Source organism: Vibrio neptunius (assembly GCF_000967495.1).
GTDB classification, from domain to species: Bacteria; Pseudomonadota; Gammaproteobacteria; order Enterobacterales; family Vibrionaceae; genus Vibrio; species Vibrio neptunius.
In genome coordinates this window covers 37,238-59,230 of the sequence record NZ_JXXU01000044.1, presented here as the reverse complement: position 1 = coordinate 59,230, position 21,993 = coordinate 37,238, and the positions used below count along the sequence as shown (strand labels likewise).

The 21,993-nt window shown below is 45.6% G+C and carries 18 protein-coding genes; 14 read left to right on the top strand and 4 right to left on the bottom strand.

The window, feature by feature from the left end; genetic code table 11:
• The 8 genes from ispG (at position 1) to TW84_RS15485 (ending at position 8,461) form a co-directional block, all read left to right on the top strand.
• The gene (ispG, locus tag TW84_RS15520) at positions 1–1,119 is read left to right on the top strand and encodes a flavodoxin-dependent (E)-4-hydroxy-3-methylbut-2-enyl-diphosphate synthase (RefSeq protein ID WP_045976546.1); all 1,119 of its coding nucleotides are present in this window, start codon (positions 1–3) and stop codon (positions 1,117–1,119) included.
• A gap of 48 nt (positions 1,120–1,167) precedes the next feature.
• Entirely contained in the window at positions 1,168–2,436 is a 1,269-nt protein-coding gene (gene hisS / locus TW84_RS15515) for a histidine--tRNA ligase (protein ID WP_045976545.1), read from the top strand.
• A 61-nt stretch (positions 2,437–2,497) separates the two neighbouring features.
• On the top strand, positions 2,498–3,112 hold the full coding sequence (locus TW84_RS15510) for a YfgM family protein (protein ID WP_045976544.1): 615 nt from the start codon (positions 2,498–2,500) through the stop codon (positions 3,110–3,112).
• An 11-nt stretch (positions 3,113–3,123) separates the two neighbouring features.
• Positions 3,124–4,284, top strand: coding sequence for an outer membrane protein assembly factor BamB (gene bamB, locus TW84_RS15505; protein WP_045976543.1), 1,161 nt, complete (start codon positions 3,124–3,126; stop codon positions 4,282–4,284).
• Between the two features lie 167 nt (positions 4,285–4,451).
• Positions 4,452–5,939, top strand: a complete 1,488-nt coding sequence (der, locus tag TW84_RS15500; protein WP_045976542.1) for a ribosome biogenesis GTPase Der — start codon at positions 4,452–4,454, stop codon at positions 5,937–5,939.
• Positions 5,940–5,997: 58 nt separating this feature from the next.
• Positions 5,998–6,864: an alanyl-tRNA editing protein gene (locus tag TW84_RS15495; RefSeq protein ID WP_045976541.1), complete on the top strand. Its 867-nt coding sequence runs from the start codon at positions 5,998–6,000 to the stop codon at positions 6,862–6,864.
• Between the two features lie 311 nt (positions 6,865–7,175).
• Positions 7,176–8,171: a sensor domain-containing diguanylate cyclase gene (locus TW84_RS15490; RefSeq protein ID WP_045976540.1), complete on the top strand. Its 996-nt coding sequence runs from the start codon at positions 7,176–7,178 to the stop codon at positions 8,169–8,171.
• 71 nt (positions 8,172–8,242) lie between these two features.
• Positions 8,243–8,461 carry a zinc ribbon domain-containing protein gene (locus TW84_RS15485; protein WP_045976539.1) on the top strand — a complete coding sequence of 73 codons (219 nt, stop codon included), beginning with the start codon at positions 8,243–8,245 and terminating at the stop codon, positions 8,459–8,461.
• Here the strand turns inward: TW84_RS15485 and xseA are convergent.
• Entirely contained in the window at positions 8,458–9,789 is a 1,332-nt protein-coding gene (gene xseA / locus TW84_RS15480) for an exodeoxyribonuclease VII large subunit (protein ID WP_045976538.1), read from the bottom strand. The two genes, TW84_RS15485 and xseA, sit on opposite strands and share 4 nt — an antisense overlap.
• A 231-nt stretch (positions 9,790–10,020) precedes the next feature.
• Here xseA and guaB point away from each other — a divergent pair, with 231 nt between their 5' ends.
• From guaB to TW84_RS15460, 4 genes are all read left to right on the top strand, one after another.
• Positions 10,021–11,484: an IMP dehydrogenase gene (gene guaB / locus TW84_RS15475; RefSeq protein ID WP_045976537.1), complete on the top strand. Its 1,464-nt coding sequence runs from the start codon at positions 10,021–10,023 to the stop codon at positions 11,482–11,484.
• 223 nt (positions 11,485–11,707) lie between these two features.
• Entirely contained in the window at positions 11,708–13,261 is a 1,554-nt protein-coding gene (guaA, locus tag TW84_RS15470) for a glutamine-hydrolyzing GMP synthase (protein WP_045976536.1), read from the top strand.
• A 310-nt stretch (positions 13,262–13,571) separates the two neighbouring features.
• Positions 13,572–15,227, top strand: a complete 1,656-nt coding sequence (locus TW84_RS15465; RefSeq protein ID WP_045976535.1) for a chitinase — start codon at positions 13,572–13,574, stop codon at positions 15,225–15,227.
• A 254-nt stretch (positions 15,228–15,481) separates the two neighbouring features.
• Positions 15,482–16,072, top strand: a complete 591-nt coding sequence (locus tag TW84_RS15460) for an acetate uptake transporter (protein WP_045976534.1) — start codon at positions 15,482–15,484, stop codon at positions 16,070–16,072.
• Between the two features lie 121 nt (positions 16,073–16,193).
• Here TW84_RS15460 and TW84_RS15455 read toward each other — a convergent pair whose 3' ends face one another.
• Entirely contained in the window at positions 16,194–17,735 is a 1,542-nt protein-coding gene (locus tag TW84_RS15455; protein ID WP_045976533.1) for an alanine/glycine:cation symporter family protein, read from the bottom strand.
• Positions 17,736–18,017: 282 nt separating this feature from the next.
• Positions 18,018–19,271, bottom strand: coding sequence for a D-amino acid dehydrogenase (locus TW84_RS15450; RefSeq protein ID WP_045976532.1), 1,254 nt, complete (start codon positions 19,269–19,271; stop codon positions 18,018–18,020).
• A gap of 103 nt (positions 19,272–19,374) precedes the next feature.
• Here TW84_RS15450 and TW84_RS15445 point away from each other — a divergent pair, with 103 nt between their 5' ends.
• Positions 19,375–20,271, top strand: coding sequence for a LysR substrate-binding domain-containing protein (locus TW84_RS15445; RefSeq protein ID WP_045976531.1), 897 nt, complete (start codon positions 19,375–19,377; stop codon positions 20,269–20,271).
• 93 nt (positions 20,272–20,364) lie between these two features.
• Positions 20,365–21,342: an ion channel gene (locus TW84_RS15440; protein WP_045976530.1), complete on the top strand. Its 978-nt coding sequence runs from the start codon at positions 20,365–20,367 to the stop codon at positions 21,340–21,342.
• On the opposite strand, the gene TW84_RS15435 is transcribed toward TW84_RS15440, so the two are convergent.
• On the bottom strand, positions 21,339–21,890 hold the full coding sequence (locus TW84_RS15435) for a hypothetical protein (RefSeq protein ID WP_045976529.1): 552 nt from the start codon (positions 21,888–21,890) through the stop codon (positions 21,339–21,341). The two genes, TW84_RS15440 and TW84_RS15435, sit on opposite strands and share 4 nt — an antisense overlap.
• Positions 21,891–21,993 lie beyond the last annotated feature (103 nt).

Sequence of the window (21,993 nt, the reverse complement as noted above, 5' to 3'; positions counted from 1 at the left end):
ATGCAATACGAATCTCCTATCAAACGTCGCCCATCGACTCGTATCCATGTGGGCGACGTACCTATTGGTGACGGTGCACCGATTGCTGTGCAGTCGATGACTAACACTAGAACAACAGACGTTGAAGCGACTGTTGCTCAAATTAAATCACTGGAAAATGTCGGTGCTGATATCGTTCGCGTATCTGTGCCTACCATGGATGCTGCGGAAGCATTCAAACAGATTAAGCAGCAAGTGAACATCCCACTCGTAGCGGATATTCATTTTGACTATCGTATCGCGCTAAAAGTGGCGGAGTACGGCGTAGACTGTTTACGTATCAATCCGGGCAATATCGGTAACGAAGACCGTATCCGCTCAGTGGTTGACTGTGCGCGCGACAAAAACATTCCGATTCGCATCGGCGTGAATGGTGGCTCGCTAGAAAAAGACATTCAGATGAAGTACGGTGAACCAACTCCAGAGGCGTTGGTAGAGTCTGCGATGCGTCATGTCGATATTCTTGATCGTCTTAACTTCGACCAGTTTAAAGTCAGTGTGAAAGCTTCAGATGTTTTCCTTGCTGTCGATTCCTATCGTTTACTAGCGAAGAAGATCGATCAGCCGCTTCACTTAGGTATTACTGAAGCAGGCGGCGCACGAGCTGGCGCGGTAAAATCTTCTGTTGGTCTCGGGATGCTGTTGGCAGAAGGAATTGGCGACACGCTGCGTATCTCTCTTGCGGCGGATCCTGTTGAAGAGATCAAAGTCGGTTTTGATATTCTAAAGTCGCTACGTATTCGCTCTCGCGGTATTAACTTTATTGCTTGCCCAAGCTGTTCGCGCCAAGAATTTGATGTGATCGGTACAGTGAATGCACTAGAGCAGCGTCTAGAAGACGTGATTACGCCGATGGATGTGTCCATTATTGGCTGTGTGGTCAATGGTCCGGGTGAAGCAGAAGTGTCTCATTTAGGCTTAGCAGGAAGTAACAAGAAGAGCGCATTCTACGAAGACGGTAAACGTCAGAAAGAGCGTTTTGACAATAACGACCTTGTTGACCAGCTAGAAGCTAAAATTCGCGCAAAAGCTTCAACATTAGACGAAGCAAACCGCATCGACGTCAAAGTACAAGATTAATCTCAACGTAACCCAAATTACGGTAACTATTTTTTACGGTAGATAACTGTGGCAAAGAAAATCCAAGCAATTCGAGGCATGAACGACTGCCTTCCAACTCAATCACCACTGTGGCAGAAACTTGAGAACACAGTGAAGAACGTAATCAGCGCCTACGGTTACAACGAAGTGCGCATGCCAATCGTTGAGATGACTCATCTATTCAGTCGCGCTATCGGTGAAGTGACCGATGTGGTTGAAAAAGAGATGTACACATTTGAAGACCGCAACGGCGACAGCTTAACCCTTCGCCCAGAGGGCACGGCTGGCTGTGTACGTTCTTGTATTGAAAACAGCCTGCTCAACCGTGATGAGCAGCGCCTATGGTACATGGGTCCAATGTTCCGTCACGAGCGTCCACAAAAAGGTCGTTACCGTCAATTCCACCAATGTGGTGTTGAGGTATTTGGTCTAGACGGCCCAGATGTTGATGCAGAACTTATCATGATGACGGCTCGTCTATGGCGTGAGCTTGGTATTGATAAGCATGTTCGTCTAGAGCTGAACTCAATTGGTTCACTGGAAGATCGCGCGAACTACCGCACTGCACTGATTGCCTTCCTAGAGCAACACATTGACATTCTGGATGACGATTGTAAACGTCGTATGCACACTAACCCGCTGCGTGTACTGGATACTAAGAACCCAGATGTACAAGCGATTCTAGGTGATGCACCACGTTTATCTGATTACCTTGGCGAAGAATCAAAACAACATTTTGCAGGTCTTTGTGAACTTCTTGACGCGGCAGGTATCGAATACACAGTTAACGAGCGTCTGGTTCGCGGTCTTGATTACTACAATCGTACGGTGTTTGAGTGGATTACAGAAAGCTTGGGTGCGCAGGGCACCGTATGTGGTGGTGGTCGTTACGATGGTCTAGTCGAACAGTTAGGCGGAAAAGCAACACCTGCAGTTGGCTTTGCAATGGGCCTGGAGCGTTTGGTTCTCATGCTAGAAACGTTAGAGCTCACAGAAGTTCGTCGTAGCGTTGATGTTTATGTGGTAACGGCAGGCGAAGGTACAATGCTCGCGGGTATGAAGCTAGCCGAATCACTACGTGAACAAGTCACTGGATTACGTGTTATGAGCCACTTTGGTGGTGGTAACTTTAAGAAACAATTTAAGCGTGCTGACAAGGTCGGTGCAGCGGTGGCACTAGTTCTTGGTGAGAACGAAGTCGCAGATAACACTGTGGTACTGAAAGACTTGATTGGCGGCACTCAAGAAACTTACGGCCAAGCAGACGTAGCAGCTAAGCTGGCAGAGTTGGTTTAAACGCATTCAAATTTGAAGTGGTGATTATAGTCACCACTTTTTAGATTTAAGAGGACAGGAAGTGGAACTCTACGATACTGAAGAACAACAAGTAGAAGCGATCAAAGATTGGTGGAAAGAGAACGGTAAAGCCGTGATCTTTGGTGCGGTTATCGGCTTAGGTGGTCTATTTGGTTGGCGCTATTATCAAGATACGATGACCCAGGCGCAAGAAGCTGCATCTGAAAGTTACACCCAAGCGGTTCAGGAATTGGCGGCCAAAGGTGCTGAGGGTGAAGGTGCTCTTCAAAGCTTCATTGATGCTAACAAAGAGACTCAGTATGCGGTATTGGCAGCATTACAATTGGCGAAGGTTCAGGTTGAAGCGGGGAACTTAGATGAAGCACTCGCACAACTAGAGTGGGCAAAAACAGCGACGGATGATCAAGCTCTAACTTCAGTTATTTCTTTCCGCCTTGCGCGCTTGAAAGCGGAGCAAGGTCAATTTGATGCGGCGATTTCTGACTTGTCAGCCATCACTGATGAAGGCTGGGTTGGCCGAGTAGCTGAGCTTAAAGGTGATATTCTTCAGCGTAAAGGCGATACAGAAGGGGCTTATGCTGCATATACTGAAGCGCAACAAGCAGATGATGGTAGCCAAACGTTACAAATGAAACTGGATGATCTGGCTAAGTAATGGTGCTGTGCATGAATAAAATGCTGAAAAAAGCACTCACTACTGCTGCGATACTGGGCCTGTTAGCGGGTTGTGCCAGTGAAGAAGACACCATCGTGATGGCGCCCGTGCCACAGGTTAACAGCGAATTCACCCCGAAAAGCGAATGGGTGGTAAGTGTCGGAGATGGTGTAGCCAATTATTTCTCTAAACTGTCTCCAGAATACGCTTATAAAAAAGTCTTTGTTGCAAGCCGTGACGGTATTGTAAAAGCACTGAATCCTGACAATGGCAGCACTTTGTGGCAACAAAACCTCGAGCAGAATGTTCCAGCTCGACTATCTGGTGGCATTACGGCGGGTTACAACCAAATTTTTATTGGTAGTGAAAATGGTCAGGTCATTGCGCTGAACGAAGAAAATGGTGAAGTGAACTGGCGTGTTGATGTTGATGGTGAAGTGTTAGCGTCACCTGCAACGGAAAGTAACTTAGTCATTGTTCACACGGCCACTGGTATGTTGATTGCTCTGGATCAGGCAACAGGTGACACCAAATGGACGATTAGTACCGAAGTACCGAGTCTTACTTTGCGAGGTAACAGTGCTCCTGTGACGGTTTCTGGTGGTGTGTTCTGGGGAACAGCAAGCGGTCGTTTAGCGGCTGCGATTGCAGAACGTGGCCAGTTGATTTGGCAACAGCCAATCGGTACACCACAAGGTGCTACTGAAATTGATCGCTTAGTTGATGTGGATGCTTCTCCACTTGTTCTTGGTAGCACGCTGTATATTGTGGGTTACAATGGTCAGCTAACCGCTATTGATCTGCGCTCTGGTAACTCTGTCTGGAAGCGTAAATATTCTTCGTCCACAGATCTTGCGAGTGACGGTAGTCGTTTATATATGGTGACAGACAAAGATTATCTAGTTGCTGTTGATGCTCGCAGTGGCACGGAACTTTGGAGTAATGAGTTGCTTGAACATCGTCTCCTAACTGCCCCTGTACTGATTGATGGATACCTGGTTGTCGGTGATGGCGAAGGTTACTTACATTGGCTAGATCGAGATACTGGTGAGTTTGTTGCGCAGCAGCAAGTGAATAGCAGTGGATTTGCTGTCTCGCCAATTGTTGTCCCAGATGGTTATATCACGGTGACTCGTAATGGCGATGTAAAGAAACTGACGATTAGTAAGTAATCGTGTGATATAATTCACATTCGGCTCCTAGCTGGTAACAGTTGGGAGCCGTTTGTTTGTTTTAGATACCCATAGTTAATGTGGTTATAGGTAAAGCGCTCAAAGTGTGGACTCTGCTGAGTTGTTACCTATAACTACATAAAGAAAAGAATATTGTAGAGGTTGTTATGGTACCTGTTGTTGCTCTAGTAGGGCGTCCAAACGTTGGAAAATCAACGTTGTTTAACCGATTGACTCGTACTCGCGACGCATTGGTTGCGGATTTCCCTGGCTTAACTCGTGACCGTAAATATGGCCAAGCGAAGCTTGGTGAGCATGAATTTATAGTGATTGATACTGGCGGTATTGATGGCACTGAAGAAGGTGTTGAAACCAAAATGGCTGAGCAATCATTAGCAGCGATTGACGAAGCTGATGTTGTGCTGTTTATGGTCGATGGTCGTGCTGGCCTGACCCCTGCTGATATTGCAATTTCTAACCACCTGCGCAAGATTGAAAAACCTTCGATGCTTGTTGTGAACAAGGTTGATGGTATTGATGCTGATGCAGCATCTGCTGACTTCTGGCAGTTAGGTGTTGAAAACATGTACCAGATTGCTGCTGCTCATGGCCGTGGTGTTGGTGCACTGATCGACCGAGCTCTGAATCCATTTGCTGAAAAAATGGCGCAAGAAGCACAAGGTGAAATCGAAGACTTAACTGAATTCGTAGATGAAGAAGAAGAGAAACTAGATTATACCGAAGAAGAAGCGGAAGAAGAGTTCAAACGTCTACAAGATCAGCCGATAAAATTGGCGATTATTGGTCGTCCTAACGTAGGTAAATCTACCCTGACTAACCGTATTCTCGGTGAAGAGCGCGTGGTGGTTTACGATATGCCAGGCACGACTCGTGACTCTATCTACATTCCTATGGAGCGTGATGGTCGTGAGTATGTTCTTATCGATACTGCGGGTGTACGTCGTCGTAAGCGTATCAACGAAACCGTTGAAAAGTTCTCTGTAGTTAAAACGTTGAAGGCAGTGGAAGACGCCAACGTTGTCCTACTGGTTATCGACGCTCGTGAGAACATCTCAGACCAAGATCTAAGCCTGCTTGGTTTTGCGCTTAATGCAGGTCGATCAATTGTACTTGCAGTAAACAAGTGGGATGGTCTGGATATGGATGTGAAGGAGCATGTGAAGAAAGAGCTAGATCGTCGCCTTGGCTTCGTTGATTTTGCTCGAATTCACTTTATTTCTGCGCTTCACGGTACTGGTGTTGGCCACTTGTTCGAGTCTGTTCAGGAAGCGTATAAATCAGCGACTACTCGCGTGGGTACTTCGGTTCTGACTCGGATAATGAAGATGGCGACCGAAGATCACCAGCCACCATTGGTTCGTGGCCGTCGCGTGAAGCTGAAATATGCACACGCAGGTGGCTATAATCCACCAATCGTGGTGATTCACGGTAACCAAGTAAATGAACTACCAGATTCTTACAAGCGCTATCTGATGAACTACTACCGTAAGTCATTGGAAATCATGGGAACGCCGATTCGTATCCAGTTCCAAAACAGCGACAACCCATTTGAGGGTAAATCGAATAAGATGACCCTATCTCAAGAGCGTAAACGTAAACGCCTAATGAGCATGATGAAAAATCGAAAAAAATAATGCAGAGCAACGAAAAGCGCCTTTAAATAAGGGCGCTTTTTTTATATAGGATAGTGAGATGTCTGTTACCCCTACAATTACACGCTTTTGTCACGATATGTGGCAGCTTACTTCTCAGATTCAACGTATTGAATTGGGACAAGATTACCTTTACCTCATCACTGAAATGACCCCATTTCATCCTGTCAGCCATATCTGGCCTGATCATCCCGCGGACAAAGGCACCATTGATGGTCACGTGGTGGTTGATTGTGTGGTTGGAGCCGTCGAACTCAACAGCAATGAACTCTACGTTGGTAGTACAATCCCAGTTAAACGTGATGAAGAGGGATGGGCATTTATTGTTGTTCACTGTCTAGAAAAATCGCTCACAGACTTTGAGGTCCAGCAGGAGGTCACATTAGTCGTAGACAAACCGTATCAGCAAGCGCTGAGTCGAGGTCATAGTGCAGGGCATCTCGCCTATTTAGCGCTCAACAAAGTGTTGGTGGAAAACGGTTATTGGCGTAAAGAGGCAGATCGTAAAGACCCACACGGGTACGACGACTTTAACAGCTATGCCCAAGAGACAAGCTTTGTGAGTGAAGATAAATGTATCGATACATATCGTCTGGGAAAAACATTGCGTAAGCGGGGATTAAACAGCGCTGACATGCTGGCTGATCTAGAAAAGATACAATTCTGGGTTAATGAACAGATAGCACAATGGTTAACTGTCGAAGCTGATATCGAGATAAAATGCTGTGGTGATGCGTTAACAGATTCACGTTATTGGAGATGTGATCTTGGTGAAGGCGAGATAGCTGAAATACCATGTGGTGGCACTCATGCTAAAAACCTTAATGAATACAAAGCAATTACCACTTGTTTTCATCAGATTGACGCACAAAACATCCAAATGCGCACCGATGTAATTAAGGGATAGCTTCAATAAGATCTTTTTATTAAGTTCTGTTTTTTTTGGTTTTTGTGTCTAATTTGTTTTTTTACTCTGAAATAAATTCAAATGCAGCATATGTAACTTATGCTTTCGGTGTGTGGTGATATAAATATTCTTTTCTGGGGTGATCGCTGATCAAAATGGATTTAGCCGATGATCTCATTAAGATCTTTAGCCCATAATATGGATGTAAACTCGATAATCAATTATTCGCTGTGGTAGTGTGGTTAAGGTCTGATGATAAAATCGCCTAATAAGTCACCTTTTCTGTTAATAATTAATAATGAGTCAGCCTTATGAGTTATCACCGACTTCTGCACGCTCACCGAGAAGTCAATAAGTTGCTCACCAAGCTTGCACTGGGTATGGGGAAAGCAGAACTCAATCGTCGAGTGGTTGATCTTTCCGAGCATTGGTTTGGTGAACGTCGTGCTTCTATCTTACGTCTGGATGAATCGACACAACGACTATATTTGGAATATGCGCCTAGTTTGCCTGACTTCTACAATCAGGCGATAGAAGGTATTGAAATTGGCGAAGGTGTTGGATCTTGTGGTGCAGCGGCTTTTCTTAAACGAACCGTTGTGGTGAAGGACATTAATGTTCATCCGAACTGGGCGCCTTTTCTCTCTATAACGAATAAGGCTAATTTCCGTGCTTGTTGGTCTGTACCTATTTTGGCCAATGACCAGACCGTGATGGGAACATTCGCGATTTACAGCGCTGAACCATCTCAGCCAAGTGAAGAAGAGCTAGAAGTACTCGAAATGTTGGCTTCTCTCTATGCGGTAGCATGGGAAAAATATCAACTTGAACATCAACTGCATTATCACGCCAGTTACGATTGTTTAACGGGCTGCTTGAATCGACGTGCTTTGTTGCAACGTGCATCAGATTGTCTGAACACTAACTTGACGTATATGGCATGTTTTTTTGCTGATATTGATAAGTTCAAGCAGATCAATGACAAGAATGGGCATGAAGCAGGGGATGTCGTGTTAACAGCAGTGGGTCACACCTTTAAACACTGTTTTTCACAGTCAGGTATGAGTGGGCGCTATGGTGGCGATGAATTTGTCGCGTTTGCGTTTTCAGATAATGAAGAATCTCTTCGGGCTCTGTATACCGAACTAAGAGAAAGTTTGGCGGAGCTTACTCCTCTGCATACAATTGAAGTCAATGTGAGTGTTGGACTGTCGATTGTGAAGATTGAACGACTAGATTCTATCGAGTGTTTGATTAAACAAGCGGACAAGCAGATGTATCAGGTTAAGCACCATCATGGAGAATGACCTAGATCATAGTGCCAAGATTCCCACAGAATATAAGCTATCAGCAGAAACATCGACTGAGAGAGTTTAATATGAACCCGTGTCCAGTATGTCAAAAAGAGCTTGAGTGGCAAGGTCACTACCACTGTAATGAATGTGCGAGTGATTACATCAAGGTTGGTTACTGCCCTGAGTGTGAATGCAAGCTGGAAAAACTACAGGCTTGTGGTTCCGCCAGCTACTTTTGCCATACTTGTAACGAACTAAAGTCGAAGTCCAGAGTTGCCTTCCAGTTCATTAAACAGGCTTAAACGACGGTAGAGCGTATCTCGCCATCAGATAAACGGGTGACCAGAGTATCACCTGTTTTTGTCTCGCCCACGTTAGTCAGAACCTTACCAGAGGTATCCTGAGTAATGGAGTAGCCACGTTTTAACGTCGCAAGTGGGCTGACAGTATCGAGTTTCTCGACAGCAAGCGCGAGTTGGTGGCGAGAGTTAAGTAGTTTTCTGCTCATCGCATCCATTAATGTCTGTTCTAACCGCTGCAATGCCAATTTCTGCTCGCTCAAGCGTGTGAGTGGAGAGTGAAGCTGTAGTTTGTATTGTTGGCGTTCAATTTTTTGATGATGTACTGAAAAATAGCGTTCTATCGAACGCTCGAGACGAAGTGACAGTTCATCAAGTTGTTGGCTTTGTCGCTGTAGCTGATGAGTAGGGTGGTGGCGCTCAAGTCTATGCAGTAACGTTGAAGTAGCCTGCTTATGTTTGGTGAGATAATGGCGAATTGAGCTCTGCAGTCTGTGTTGACGGGTATTGAATGCCTGAGCTTTATGGCTATTATCTCGGCTGACTAATTCCGCTGCGGCCGATGGAGTCGGTGCGCGCATATCGGCAACAAAGTCGGCGATAGTCACATCAATTTCATGTCCAACAGCACTGATTATAGGTATCTGACTGGCTGCAATCGTGCGTGCGACAATTTCGCTGTTGAAGCACCAAAGATCTTCCAAAGAACCGCCACCACGGCCAACTATCAAAACGTCACATTCGTTGCGACTATTCGCGCAACCTATCGCTTGTGCGATCTGAATAGCGGCGTCCTCTCCTTGAACCAATGTTGGATAAACCACAACAGGTAACGAAGGATCACGTCTCTTGAGGACATCAAGAATATCGAATAGGGCTGCGCCTGTTTTAGAGGTGACTACACCAACGCGTTTGGGATGCTCTGGCAATGACTTTTTGTTGGTTTGGGCAAACAGCCCTTCCCCCGCCAGTTTCATCTTCAGCTCTTCAAATTGCTGTTGAAGTCTGCCATCACCTTCGGGCTGCATACTTTCAATGATCAACTGATAGTCACCGCGAGGCTCATAAAGAGATAAACGTGCTTTGACTAAGACTTGATTGCCGTTTTGCGGTTTGAAAGTAACGCGACGATTGTTACCACGGAACATGGCACATTTAACTTGAGCGCGAGAGTCTTTTAGAGTGAGGTACCAGTGCCCAGAAACAGGCGCAGAGAAATTAGAGATTTCTCCCACTAACCAAACAATGCCCATTTCATTTTCTAGTAACAGACGGACTTCAGCATTAAGACGAGAAACGGTGAAGATGTTTTGATTGGTCAGAGAAGACACAGCTAATCCCGTGGACGTGGGTATGGAAGTTAGCGGCAATATAATACATAGCAAGGGGGTAAATGCAAGAAAAAAATTAAAAAATTTGTGGTCAAGCGATTGCGTTAGCCGTATAATCCGTCCGCAATATCTAATCCAAATGCAGCCTAGCATCTCCGCTTACTGCCCTCATTATGCGAAACGATGAGATTGGATTGTTCTTTTTACTCCTCTAATTGTGAGATATTGCAAATGCTAAGAATTGCCAAAGAAGCGCTGACATTCGATGACGTACTACTTGTGCCAGCACACTCCACTGTTCTCCCAAACACAGCTGATCTTCGCACTCAGCTAACTAAGAACATCACCCTAAACATCCCAATGATTTCGGCGTCTATGGACACCGTTACTGAAGCGCGCCTGGCAATTGCACTAGCGCAAGAGGGTGGCATTGGCTTTATCCACAAGAACATGTCGATTGAGCAGCAAGCAGAAATGGTTCATCAGGTTAAAATTTACGAAGCAGGTGTGGTTTCTCACCCTGTGACAGTTAGCCCTGATGCATCAATTGCTGATGTGGTTGCTCTTACTGAAAAGCATGGTTTTGCAGGTTTCCCTGTAGTTACTGAAAACAATGAACTTGTTGGTATCATCACTGGTCGTGACGTTCGTTTTGTAACCGAACTTTCTAAGAAAGTAGAAGTCGTGATGACACCTAAAGAGCGTCTGGCGGCTGTTAAAGAAGGTGCGACTCGCGAAGAAGTTCAAGAGAAAATGCACGAAGCGCGCGTAGAGAAAGTACTGGTTGTGAATGATGAGTTCCAACTAACCGGTATGATCACCGCAAAAGACTTCCATAAAGCAGAGCGTAAACCAAACGCATGTAAAGACGAGCAAGGTCGTTTACGCGTTGGTGCAGCAGTGGGTGCCGGTGCAGGTAACGAAGAGCGCGTTAAGGCACTCGTTGAAGCTGGCGTTGACGTATTGCTTATCGACTCTTCACACGGTCACTCTGAAGGGGTGTTAAACCGTATTCGCGAAACTCGCGCGGCATACCCAGATCTAGATATCATTGGCGGTAACGTAGCAACAGGTGCAGGCGCGAAGGCTCTAATCGAAGCTGGCGTAAGCGCAGTGAAAGTGGGTATTGGCCCTGGTTCTATCTGTACAACTCGTATCGTTACTGGTGTTGGTGTACCTCAAGTTACCGCTATTGCAGACGCAGCAGAAGTTGCCAATGAATACGGCATTCCAGTTATTGCAGATGGCGGTATCCGTTTCTCCGGTGATATCTGTAAAGCTATCGTTGCTGGCGCATCATGTGTGATGGTTGGTTCAATGTTTGCGGGTACTGAAGAAGCTCCGGGTGAAGTGATTCTATACAACGGTCGTTCTTACAAAGCTTACCGTGGTATGGGTTCACTAGGTGCTATGTCTCAAGGCTCTTCTGACCGTTACTTCCAGTCAGATAACGCAGCAGACAAGCTAGTGCCAGAAGGTATCGAAGGTCGAATCGCATACAAAGGCCGCTTGAAAGAGATCGTTCACCAACAGATGGGTGGTCTACGTTCAAGCATGGGCCTTACTGGCAGTGCAACGGTTGAAGATATGCGTACTAAAGCTGAATTCGTACGTATTTCAGGCGCTGGCATGAAAGAGTCTCATGTACACGACGTTCAAATTACTAAGGAAGCACCAAACTACCGTCTAGGTTAATTTTTACTGGTTATTTCGTTCGATAGCTGCATCGAAAGTGCTCATTTATACTTATAAACTGCGCGCTTTCTCCGTTCATTCGGTAAAGGCTCTCAAACGAAATACCGTCGTAAAAATAAAACCTATATATTTAACGGAAACGTTTGCTTTTTCCTTGAAGCATTAATAAGAGGCGAGTACACTCGCCTCCGTTTTAATAACCTAGCTTATAAGACTGCTCAAAATGACTAAAAATATTCATGACCAACGTATTCTGATCTTGGACTTCGGTTCTCAGTACACTCAGCTAGTTGCGCGCCGTGTACGTGAAATCGGTGTGTACTGTGAACTGTGGAGCTGGGATGTAGAAGAAGCGGATATTCGTGAATTCAATCCAGACGGTATCATCCTATCTGGTGGTCCAGAAAGCGTAACGGAAGACAACTCTCCACGCGCGCCTCAATACGTATTTGACTCTGGTGTGCCAGTACTAGGTGTATGTTACGGCATGCAAACTATGGCTGAGCAGCTAGGTGGTAAAGTTGCTGGTTCAACCGAGCGTGAATTCGGCTACGCACAAGTCAAAGTTTCTGGTGAATCAGCACTGTTTAAAGATCTTGAAGCAACTCAAGACGTGTGGATGAGCCACGGTGACAAAGTGGTAGAAATTCCAGCGGACTTCGTAAAAGTCGGTGAGACAGAAACTTGTCCTTATGCGGCAATGGCCAATGAAGAGAAGAAATACTACGGTGTTCAGTTCCACCCTGAAGTAACGCATACTAAGCTAGGCAAGCAAATGCTTGAGAACTTTGTTCTTGGCGTATGTGGTTGCGAAGGGCTTTGGACTTCTGAATCGATCATTGAAGATGCCGTTGCGCGTATCAAAGAGCAGGTAGGTGACGACGAAGTCATCCTAGGCCTGTCGGGCGGCGTCGATTCATCTGTCGTTGCGATGCTGGTTCACCGTGCAATCGGTGACAAACTAACTTGTGTATTCGTTGATAACGGTCTGCTTCGTCTAAATGAAGGCCAGCAAGTTATGGATATGTTTGGCGATCAATTCGGTCTGAACATCATCAAAGTTGACGCAGAAGAGCGTTTCCTGACAGCTCTTGAAGGTAAGTCGGATCCAGAAGACAAGCGTAAGACTATTGGTCACGTATTTGTCGACGTATTCGATGAAGAATCTAAGAAGCTGAAAAATGCGAAGTGGCTTGCTCAGGGGACTATCTATCCAGACGTGATCGAGTCGGCGGCTTCGAAGACGGGTAAAGCACATGTAATCAAATCCCACCATAATGTTGGCGGTCTGCCAGACGATATGGAGATGGGGCTTGTTGAGCCACTACGTGAGCTGTTCAAAGATGAAGTACGTAAGATTGGCCTAGAGTTAGGTCTGCCTTACAACATGCTTTACCGCCATCCATTCCCAGGTCCTGGTCTCGGAGTTCGTGTTCTTGGCGAAATCAAGAAAGAGTACTGTGACTTACTACGTCGTGCTGATGCTATCTTCATTGAAGAGCTGCATGCTGCGGACCTTTACAACAAAGTATCGCAAGCGTTCACAGTATTCCTACCTGTACGTTCTGTAGGTGTAATGGGCGATGGCCGCAAATACGACTGGGTCGTCTCTCTACGCGCCGTTGAAACGATCGACTTCATGACAGCACATTGGGCCCACCTACCATACGATTTCCTTGGTAAGGTATCCAACCGTATTATCAACGAAGTTGACGGTATATCGCGTGTGGTTTACGACATTTCAGGTAAACCACCAGCGACGATTGAGTGGGAATAATCCTGTTCGTTGATGCAAAACGCTAAAAGCCAGCCTTCGGGCTGGCTTTTTAATGGTTTGAGTGTTTTACGGTATTTTGCACCGAAAAAATCCTATTGTTCGCCGATGATGGCAGGGTTATTGAATTCTACGTCAGTGAATTATTGAGTGTTTTTGAATCCAAAAGACATTTTACTGGCTTTGACCGTTTCTTATTTCGTTGTAACTCCAAAGTGACTCGCAACTTCACATCAGCCGTGTTTATTCACCGTGATTCTTAATCTGACTTTTTCTAATCTCTTTTCAGTTTTATAAAACAAGGAAAAGTGAGATGAAGAAAGTAAGTTACTTGGCCGCCGCTTTAGCTTTAGCCGCCATATCGTCCAGTTGGGCGATGACCAATATTCAACCTGACCCGCAGAATCCGAATGGCTATGTGGTTGCCCGCGCTGATATTCAGGCGGCAGAACACGCACAAACGTCCAACCCTATGTACCAGATATGGTCTCAGGCACTTACTACAGCACCGAATAGCGTTGTTGAGGCGATTGAGCCTAACCTTGCCACTAATCCGGATAACGTTAAGCGCGCTGAACGTGTGTTCCCTCAGGCTGAGTGGGATTTTCTGACTAATATGGCTGCGCCTGAATATACTTATACCCGCTTCTTGCGTGCGATTGGTAAATTTCCCGCCTTTTGTGCCGAGTATACTGATGGGCGAGATTCCGATGCGATCTGTGAACGTTCGATCGTGACGGCATTTGCCCACTTCGCGCAGGAAACAGGCGGGCATATTGCCAAAGATAATGTGTCGGATAACCCATTAGGTCTTGAAGAGTGGCAACAGGCGTTAGTGCATGTACGCGAAATGGGCTGGTCAGAAGGTCAGGAAGGCTACACCACTGGCTGTGGCCAGAACGATTGGCAAAACAAAAAATGGCCGTGTGCAGCAGGGCAGGGCTATTTTGGACGCGGTGCTAAACAGCTTTCTTATCACTTTAATTACGGCGCGTTCTCTGAAGCGATGTTTGATGGAGATGCATCCGTCTTGCTCAATAACCCAGGTTTAGTTGCAGACTCTTGGCTGAACTTAGCGTCAGCGATTTGGTTTTTCTTAACGCCACAAGCACCAAAACCAGCCATGTTACACGTGATTGATAAAACGTGGTCACCTTCTCAGCGTGAAATTGAAGCGGGGATTGGCTATGGCTTTGGCACCACGATTAATATCATTAACGGGGGGATTGAGTGTGGTGAACAGAATAAAAATAAAGGCCAGCCTGTCAACCGCATTAGATATTGGCAAGGGCTGTCGTCTTATTACCAGATTCCAATCGAAGCTGATGAAAAGAGCACCTGCTGGCAACAAACCCCATACGGTAGCCTTAACCTAAATGGTGCAACCGATGTTTTATATACCAACTGGGATGGCAATTGGAAGTACTATGCCGATCGTCCGGGAGGTTATTCCTTTGAGTGTGAATTAGTTGGATTCCAGACCGCATACTCTGCGCTGGTACCGGGTGACTACGAAAAATGTGTGACTAACTTGTACGGCTCTCACGCGAGTTGGCCTGAAGTACGTGTTGTTGACCAGCTAGACCCAGTTGACCCTGAACCAGGTACAGGAAAGATTTGGAGTGCCACTAAAGTCTACGACACGGGTGATGAAGTCAGCCATGAAGGGGCGACGTATAAAGCGAAATGGTGGACTCAGGGTGATAATCCTAGTGCTGGTGGGCCATGGGAATTAGTTTCTGGGACGCCAACGGATCCAACACCGGAGCCTACGCCAGAGCCAACCCCGAATCCTGATCCAACGCCAGTTCCTGATAACTTTATTCAGTGGCAAGCTGGTGTAACTCAGGTTGCCAACGGCGATAAAGTTACTCATGAGGGTAAATGTTTTGTCGCCAAAAATGGCCCAGGTAGTTGGGATACGCCAACCCAGTCTAACTGGTTCTGGGATGAAATCTCTTGCCAGTAATGTAAAAGGCTCATGACTCATTGAACTAAGCTCCTGCAATAAGCAGGAGCTTTTTATTTGTGGCGACTGAGAGGAGCAATGAACAGCGGTCTCAAGTTGCTGATTGTTTTATTGATGGTGGAACTTGTCGTTGTGTCTAAGTTTATAGAATGGTTTTCGGAATCTTAGATTGCACATTCCGGATCTATCTTTTTTATCGAACGGAACTAAACTTCGCGCGTAAATTTTATTAATTTTTTTGAAAGGTGTGTGAAATGTCAACAAAACTGGCTAACCCCGCTCCACTTGGTCTGATGGGTTTCGGTATGACGACCATCCTGCTAAACATTCATAACGCAGGCTTCTTCCCAATTGATTCAATGATTTTGGCAATGGGTATTTTCTATGGTGGTCTGAGCCAAGTGATTGTCGGCATGATGTGCTTTAAACGTGGTGATACGTTTGGGACTACCGCATTTACTTCTTATGGCTTGTTTTGGCTCACACTGGTTGGCTTGATTGTTATGCCTTACATGGGGTTACCGGCAAGCCCAGCACACTTCATGGGTTGGTACTTAGCTTTGTGGGGCATCTTCACGGGTTTCATGTTTATTGGCTCGCTCTGCTACCCAACAGCGAAGCAAGTGGTTTTCGGCTCGTTAACTATTCTATTTTTCTTACTTGCCGCACGTGATTTCACGGGGAGTGAGCTGATTGGCACAATTGCAGGTTTTGAAGGCATTTTCTGTGGCGCAAGTGCAATCTACTTCGCGATGGCTCAAGTACTGAACAACGAATATGGCCGCACGATTCTGCCGATAGGTGAGAAAAAAACATCAGCGGTAACGGAAGCTGTTGCAGCGTAAAGAGTATTGCTTGCATGGCTAATTGCCGTGTTAGAAATATATTTGGGAACATAAGATGAAAGGGGTTAGCCATAGGCTAACCCCTTTTTTTACCACTGCTTTTTTATCTTAGATATCCACACTAGGTTGAAGGTTGTTCAACAGGTTTGGACTCTTCTTCTACTGCTGTAGGCTCTTTGCCTGTCTTACGACGGTATTTATCTTCCCAGTAATCTGCACCTTTGATGCCTAGTTTTACAGGGTTGAACGTGTACTCTTTCACACCTTGTTTCTGCTGCTCTTCGTAGTCATTTAGTGCCTTGAGTGCTGGCTTCGCCATGAAGAAGATAATCAGAATACCAATAATGTTTAGCCATGCCATCAGGCCAACACCTACGTCACCCATTGCCCATGCAAGGTTTGCAGTCTTAACTGTACCGTAGAACACAACTGCAATAAGTGCCAATTTCAGTACGAACATCAAGCCGTTAACTTTGATGTGGCGACGGATATAGGCCACATTTGTTTCCGCAATGTAGTAGTACGCAAGGATGGTTGTGAAAGCAAAGAAGAACAATGCGATCGCAATGAACGGCTTACCAATACCCGGTAATGCACTTTCAATTGCCATCTGAGTGAAGACCGGGCCGTTCGCTGCAATGTCCGCTGCTACGTTCTGAACTAGGAAGCCTTCTGCACCGTGTACGTTGTAAGCACCCGTGATGATAATCATAAATGCTGTCGCCGAACATACTAGTAGCGTATCGATGTAGATAGAAAACGACTGTACCAGACCTTGCTGAGCTGGGTGGTCAACACTTGCTGCTGCTGCCGCGTGAGGACCTGTACCTTGACCCGCTTCGTTTGAGTAAACGCCACGTTTAACACCCCAACCGATTGCCGCACCAACACCTGCCATAGGTGTGAACGCATCACCAATGATCATTGAGAATACGCGCGGTACTTCACCGATGTTTAGAAGGATGATGATGAAGGCCGTTATGATGTAAGCCAGTGCCATGAAAGGAACTACAATCTGAGTGAAGTTCGCGATACGCTTAACACCACCGAAGATGATGAACGCTAGGATCACGGAGATAACAGTACCGGTGAAGATTTTCGCAAAGCTGAATGTGCCGATCGCTGTCTCGATCATTGCACCTGAGCCAAACGCTGCTTCCACCGCATTACCAATACTGTTTGACTGAACACCTGGTAACAGGAAGCCACAAGCGAAAATAGTCGCGATAGCAAAGATCCACGCGTACCACGTCTGACCCATTGCTTTCTCAATGTAGTAAGCAGGACCACCGCGGAATTCGCCGTTATCTTCTTCTTTATAAATTTGAGCGAGTGTGGATTCTGCATACGCTGTTGCTGCACCAAAGAATGCCACAACCCACATCCAGAACACCGCACCAGGTCCACCGAAACCGATAGCTGCTGCAACCCCTGCGATGTTACCTGTACCTACACGTCCAGAAAGTGAAACGGCGAGTGCCTGGAAAGAAGAAATGCCCTTGGACGAGCTTTTACCTGAAAGAAGTAAACGCCACATTTCACTAAAGTGACGAACCTGCACGAATCGCGTCATGATTGAGTAGAACAAGCCAGCGCCAAGACACAAATAAATTAGTGCCGGACTCCAGATGATTCCATTCAGAAAATCAACTAATGACTGCATAAGTATTTTCCCTGTTTTGTTTTATAATGGTTGTTTTCTGAGCAGGATATTAACCTTTTTGTAACTCTATTGTTAACCAATTTATACTTTAAAGTTTGTTTGCGTGAGCTTAGGCACAAAATGCTAAATAAATGTTAACGGTTGGTGTTATTGAGGGGCGGAATTTTGAATTGCCTGAGAATTGAATTGATATGACTAAAATGACAGCGCAATTAGAGATGTGTGCTGTGTTTGGTAGGTTATTTTTTGTACTGTTAATTTTATTTATTGTAGCTATTTCTACTATTTTTCATATCGATGAGTACTTAGCGCTTTATATTGATGGTTATCCGCCCTCGTGATTACCCCTGTCAGAATATCGGCTGATCCACAGGCCATGGTCCAACCTAATGTACCATGACCAGTATTAGTGAATAGATTGGCGATTTTGGTAGCTCCAATGATGGGTGTCCCGTCAGGTGTCATTGGACGGAAGCCTGTCCAGTATTCTGCTTGAGTTAAATCCGTGCCTTGAGGAAATAGGTTAGAAACGACATGATTTAAGGTCGCGAGTCGCTTGTCTGGCAGAGCTGGGTCAAATCCGGCCAACTCGGCTGTACCAGCGACGCGTATTCTATTTTCAAATCGTGTGACCGCCACTTTGTATGTTTCATCCATGATGGTCGATTGCGGAGCAAAGTCATGGTTGATCACAGGTAAAGTCAACGAATACCCTTTTACTGGGTAAAGCGGAATGTCTATTCCGACTTGTTCCAGAAGTTTTTTTGAGTAACTGCCCATTGCCACCACAAATTTGTCAGCCTCGATTTCACCCTGTAATGTCGCGACAGAGGTGACCTGATTATCTTGGATGTTCAAATGCTGGATCTCAGTGTTAAACAGAAACTCGACGCCTGCGTGCTCTGCCATTGCCTGCAGTTGCTGGCAAAATAGGTAACAATCTCCAGTTTCGTCATCTGGCAGGTATAGTCCGCCAGTCAAAGTGCCTTGAATATTCGCTAGCCCTGGCTCCTGAATTAGGCATTCCTTGGCATCCAGTAATTGATAGCGAGTGCCACTCTCTTCCAGCAGCGTAATGTCCTTCTCAATGGCTTCTAATTGTTTGTGGTTGCGGAATATTTGTAGCGTCCCTTGAGTGCGCCCCTGATAGTTGAGGTCATACTGTTGGTTTAACTGCGCTAAACACTCTCGGCTACGATTAGCAATCGCTAGCATTCGGGCTTTGTTAATTCGGTACCTGTCCAGCTGGCAATTTTTTAGCATTTGACTGGCCCAATGGAGGAGCTCTGGACTGAGGTTAGGTTTGATTTTTAACGGAGCATGTTTTTCTAATAGCCATTTCATCGCCTTGAGTGGTACACCAGGTGCAGCCCAAGGGGATGAATAACCGTAGGAAATCTGTCCGGCGTTAGCAAAACTGGTTTCTTCCGCAGCACGCGGCTGACGATCAATCACCGTGACTTGACACCCAGCCTGCGATAAGTACCAAGCGCTGGTTAACCCTACGACACCACTGCCTAAGACAACGACTTTCACACTCAAACCCTCAATTTAACGATTTTGCCAAGCATGGTGGATTTACATTTGATTAACAATCGATAAGAATTAACAGTACTGTATAGAAAAACTAAAAGCTTTTATGAAGTCTGTTCTGCTCAATGGTATCAATCTGGTATGCACCGTCGCGAAACACAGCAGTCTGACTAGTGCTGCCCGTGAGCTCAATCTCACTACGGGTGCGGTCAGTCAGCAGATTCAATTAATCGAAGAACGTTTAGGTTTTAACGTATTCGAACGCCATGCAAGAGGTATTCGTCTGACTGAAAAAGGGGATAAGCTAGTTCAATCAGTGACACCACATTTGCTGGCAATCGAGGAAAATACCTACAAATTGACGCATGTTAGCGACAGTAAGCAGATACGGCTTAAACTGACCCCCTCTTTGGCCTTCAAATGGTTGGTGCCACGTTTGGATGATTTTCAAAAGCGCCACCCAGACATTCAGATCCACACATTTGCGGAAGGTGCTTTGGTTGACAGCGATAGCAGAGATTATGATATTGCCATCGATTATGGACCACTACCCTATAAGTTACCCGATGCTGAACTCTTGATGGAAGAGTCTCTGCTTCCGGTAATGAGTTCAGAGTATTTTCGTCATTTTTCTCATCTTAAGTTGTCAGGCAGTGCACAAGAATGGCAACAAGTGACGCTGCTTCATGATGCTATGCCATGGAAAGATTCTGCCAAAGACCATGAATGGCACTTTTGGGCACAACAGTATGCACTCAAATTTGAAACACATAGTGGACACTTCTTTAATCGCACTGATATGGCGATGTCTGCCGCAGAAGCGGGTTTAGGAATAGCGCTAGCACGAATGGCTCTTTTAGGAGATGAGCTTTATCAAAAAAGATTGGTCGCACCATTTCCCGCAATCCGTGCTAATGCGGGCTACTTTATTATTACCCACCTAGATAATCCCCATACCCGACTATTTAAAAGTTGGCTGAAACAACAAGTTCTTAATGATTAAATTGTAAATTGCGTTTGCGAGAGCATATGCACCCACTACACTTAATGAAGTCAGTAAGCGTCAGTTTGCTGACTTGCTTATGGGGCAGCGCATATGAAATCTACACAAGGCCAATGCAGCTATCAAAATCCTGATGGCTGGTGCTGCGATCAACCGTGTGGGGAGTCAGGACTTTGTTACTGGCATGATCCCAAAGTCGATAAAAGCAAAGATAAGATTAAAGACAAGGTTGAACAATGGGCCGCAGCGGGTAAACCTTTAGACGGATTTCAGTTGGCAAAAACAGACTTGGTTGACATTAATTTGGTTAATCGAGGCAGTAAAGAAGGCTTTTCATGCCGCAATGTGGACTTTTACCGCGCGGATTTGACCGATGCGCATTTTTTCGGTCTTGATTTACGTGGTTCCTCTTTGATGAAGTCCAAGATGTTGGGAGCAAACCTTCATTGTGCAAAGTTAGATAATTGCAATTTGCTGGGGGCCGAACTTAGCCGAGCTAAGCTTGAAAATGTTGAGTGGGGAAAGTTCCTCAAGCAAGAGCTGCAGGCCAAGCAGGCTCGCAGAAAGCGTGAATACAAACAAGCTGCCTCCTTGTATCAGGAAGCGGAAGAAGTATGTCGCAATATCCGGAAACAGTGTGAAAAACAGGGATTGTTTGAAATGGCGGGCGATTTCTTTAAACGAGAGATGCGCTTCCGTCGCTATCAAATGCCTAAGCTGAGTATCAAGCGAATCGTATCTAAGGTTGTTGATTTGTTCTGCGGCTATGGTGAAGATCCAATGCGTGTAGTTGGTTTTTCTATCTTTTTGATACTGGTCTGCGCTATGGCATACTTCTTTCTCGATACAACAGGGGCACATCCGATATATGAGGGCCTAAGTGGCTGGCAGTTCTACTTGTTTGAATTTCTTAATTCACTCTATTTCAGTGTGGTTACCTTTACCACTCTCGGTTACGGGGATATCTCTCCAGTCGGTTTCGCCAGGTTTATCGCTGCCTTTGAAGCTTTTTTAGGCAGCTTTACTATGGCACTGTTTGTGGTGGTCTTTGTTAAGAAAATGACACGTTAGAGGCTGCGATAATGTTGTACTAACCAGTTTTCAGCATCGATCTCATCTGCTTTAAACTGGTTGGCAAAGTGCTCGATCAGCGCAGATAAATACTCGCTAGAGTCACACATGGTATCAAACAATAAGTCTTGGGAAGCGGCTAATGGCCCAGCCTGAGGCTTTGCTTTTGCCGCTAGTAGCACAGGAACCATATACCGTGCTTTGTTGAGAGGGGTGAGATCTTTCAACTGTCGGGCTAACTGATGAACCTTGGTTATCGAGTCCGCCTGATAGCTGTTACTCTCAAGTTCAAGTTGAATAACAAATACGATCCCACGATAAAGCACCACGGCGTCAATCTCTTCACTCTCTAAACCCATTGGTAAACGTAATATCACTTGTCCTGCTAAATGTGGCAGCGCTGTTAGTTGCTTTTGCAACAGGGCTATCTTGTCTTGCCACATTTGCTTCGCATCTGGCGTAAGCAGTGAGAGGTCCGCTATGTTGACCGTGTCGAGTTGGTGACAAAAGGTACAAAGAGGCGTGTTTAGTAGAATCTTCTCAGTCATAGTTTTCAAGGGTTTAGTGTGAATACATTCACAATATGGTTAGGTTTTGAACACAACGTGGATATTTATTGATAAGACATTAATTCCACATTTATTCGCTTGC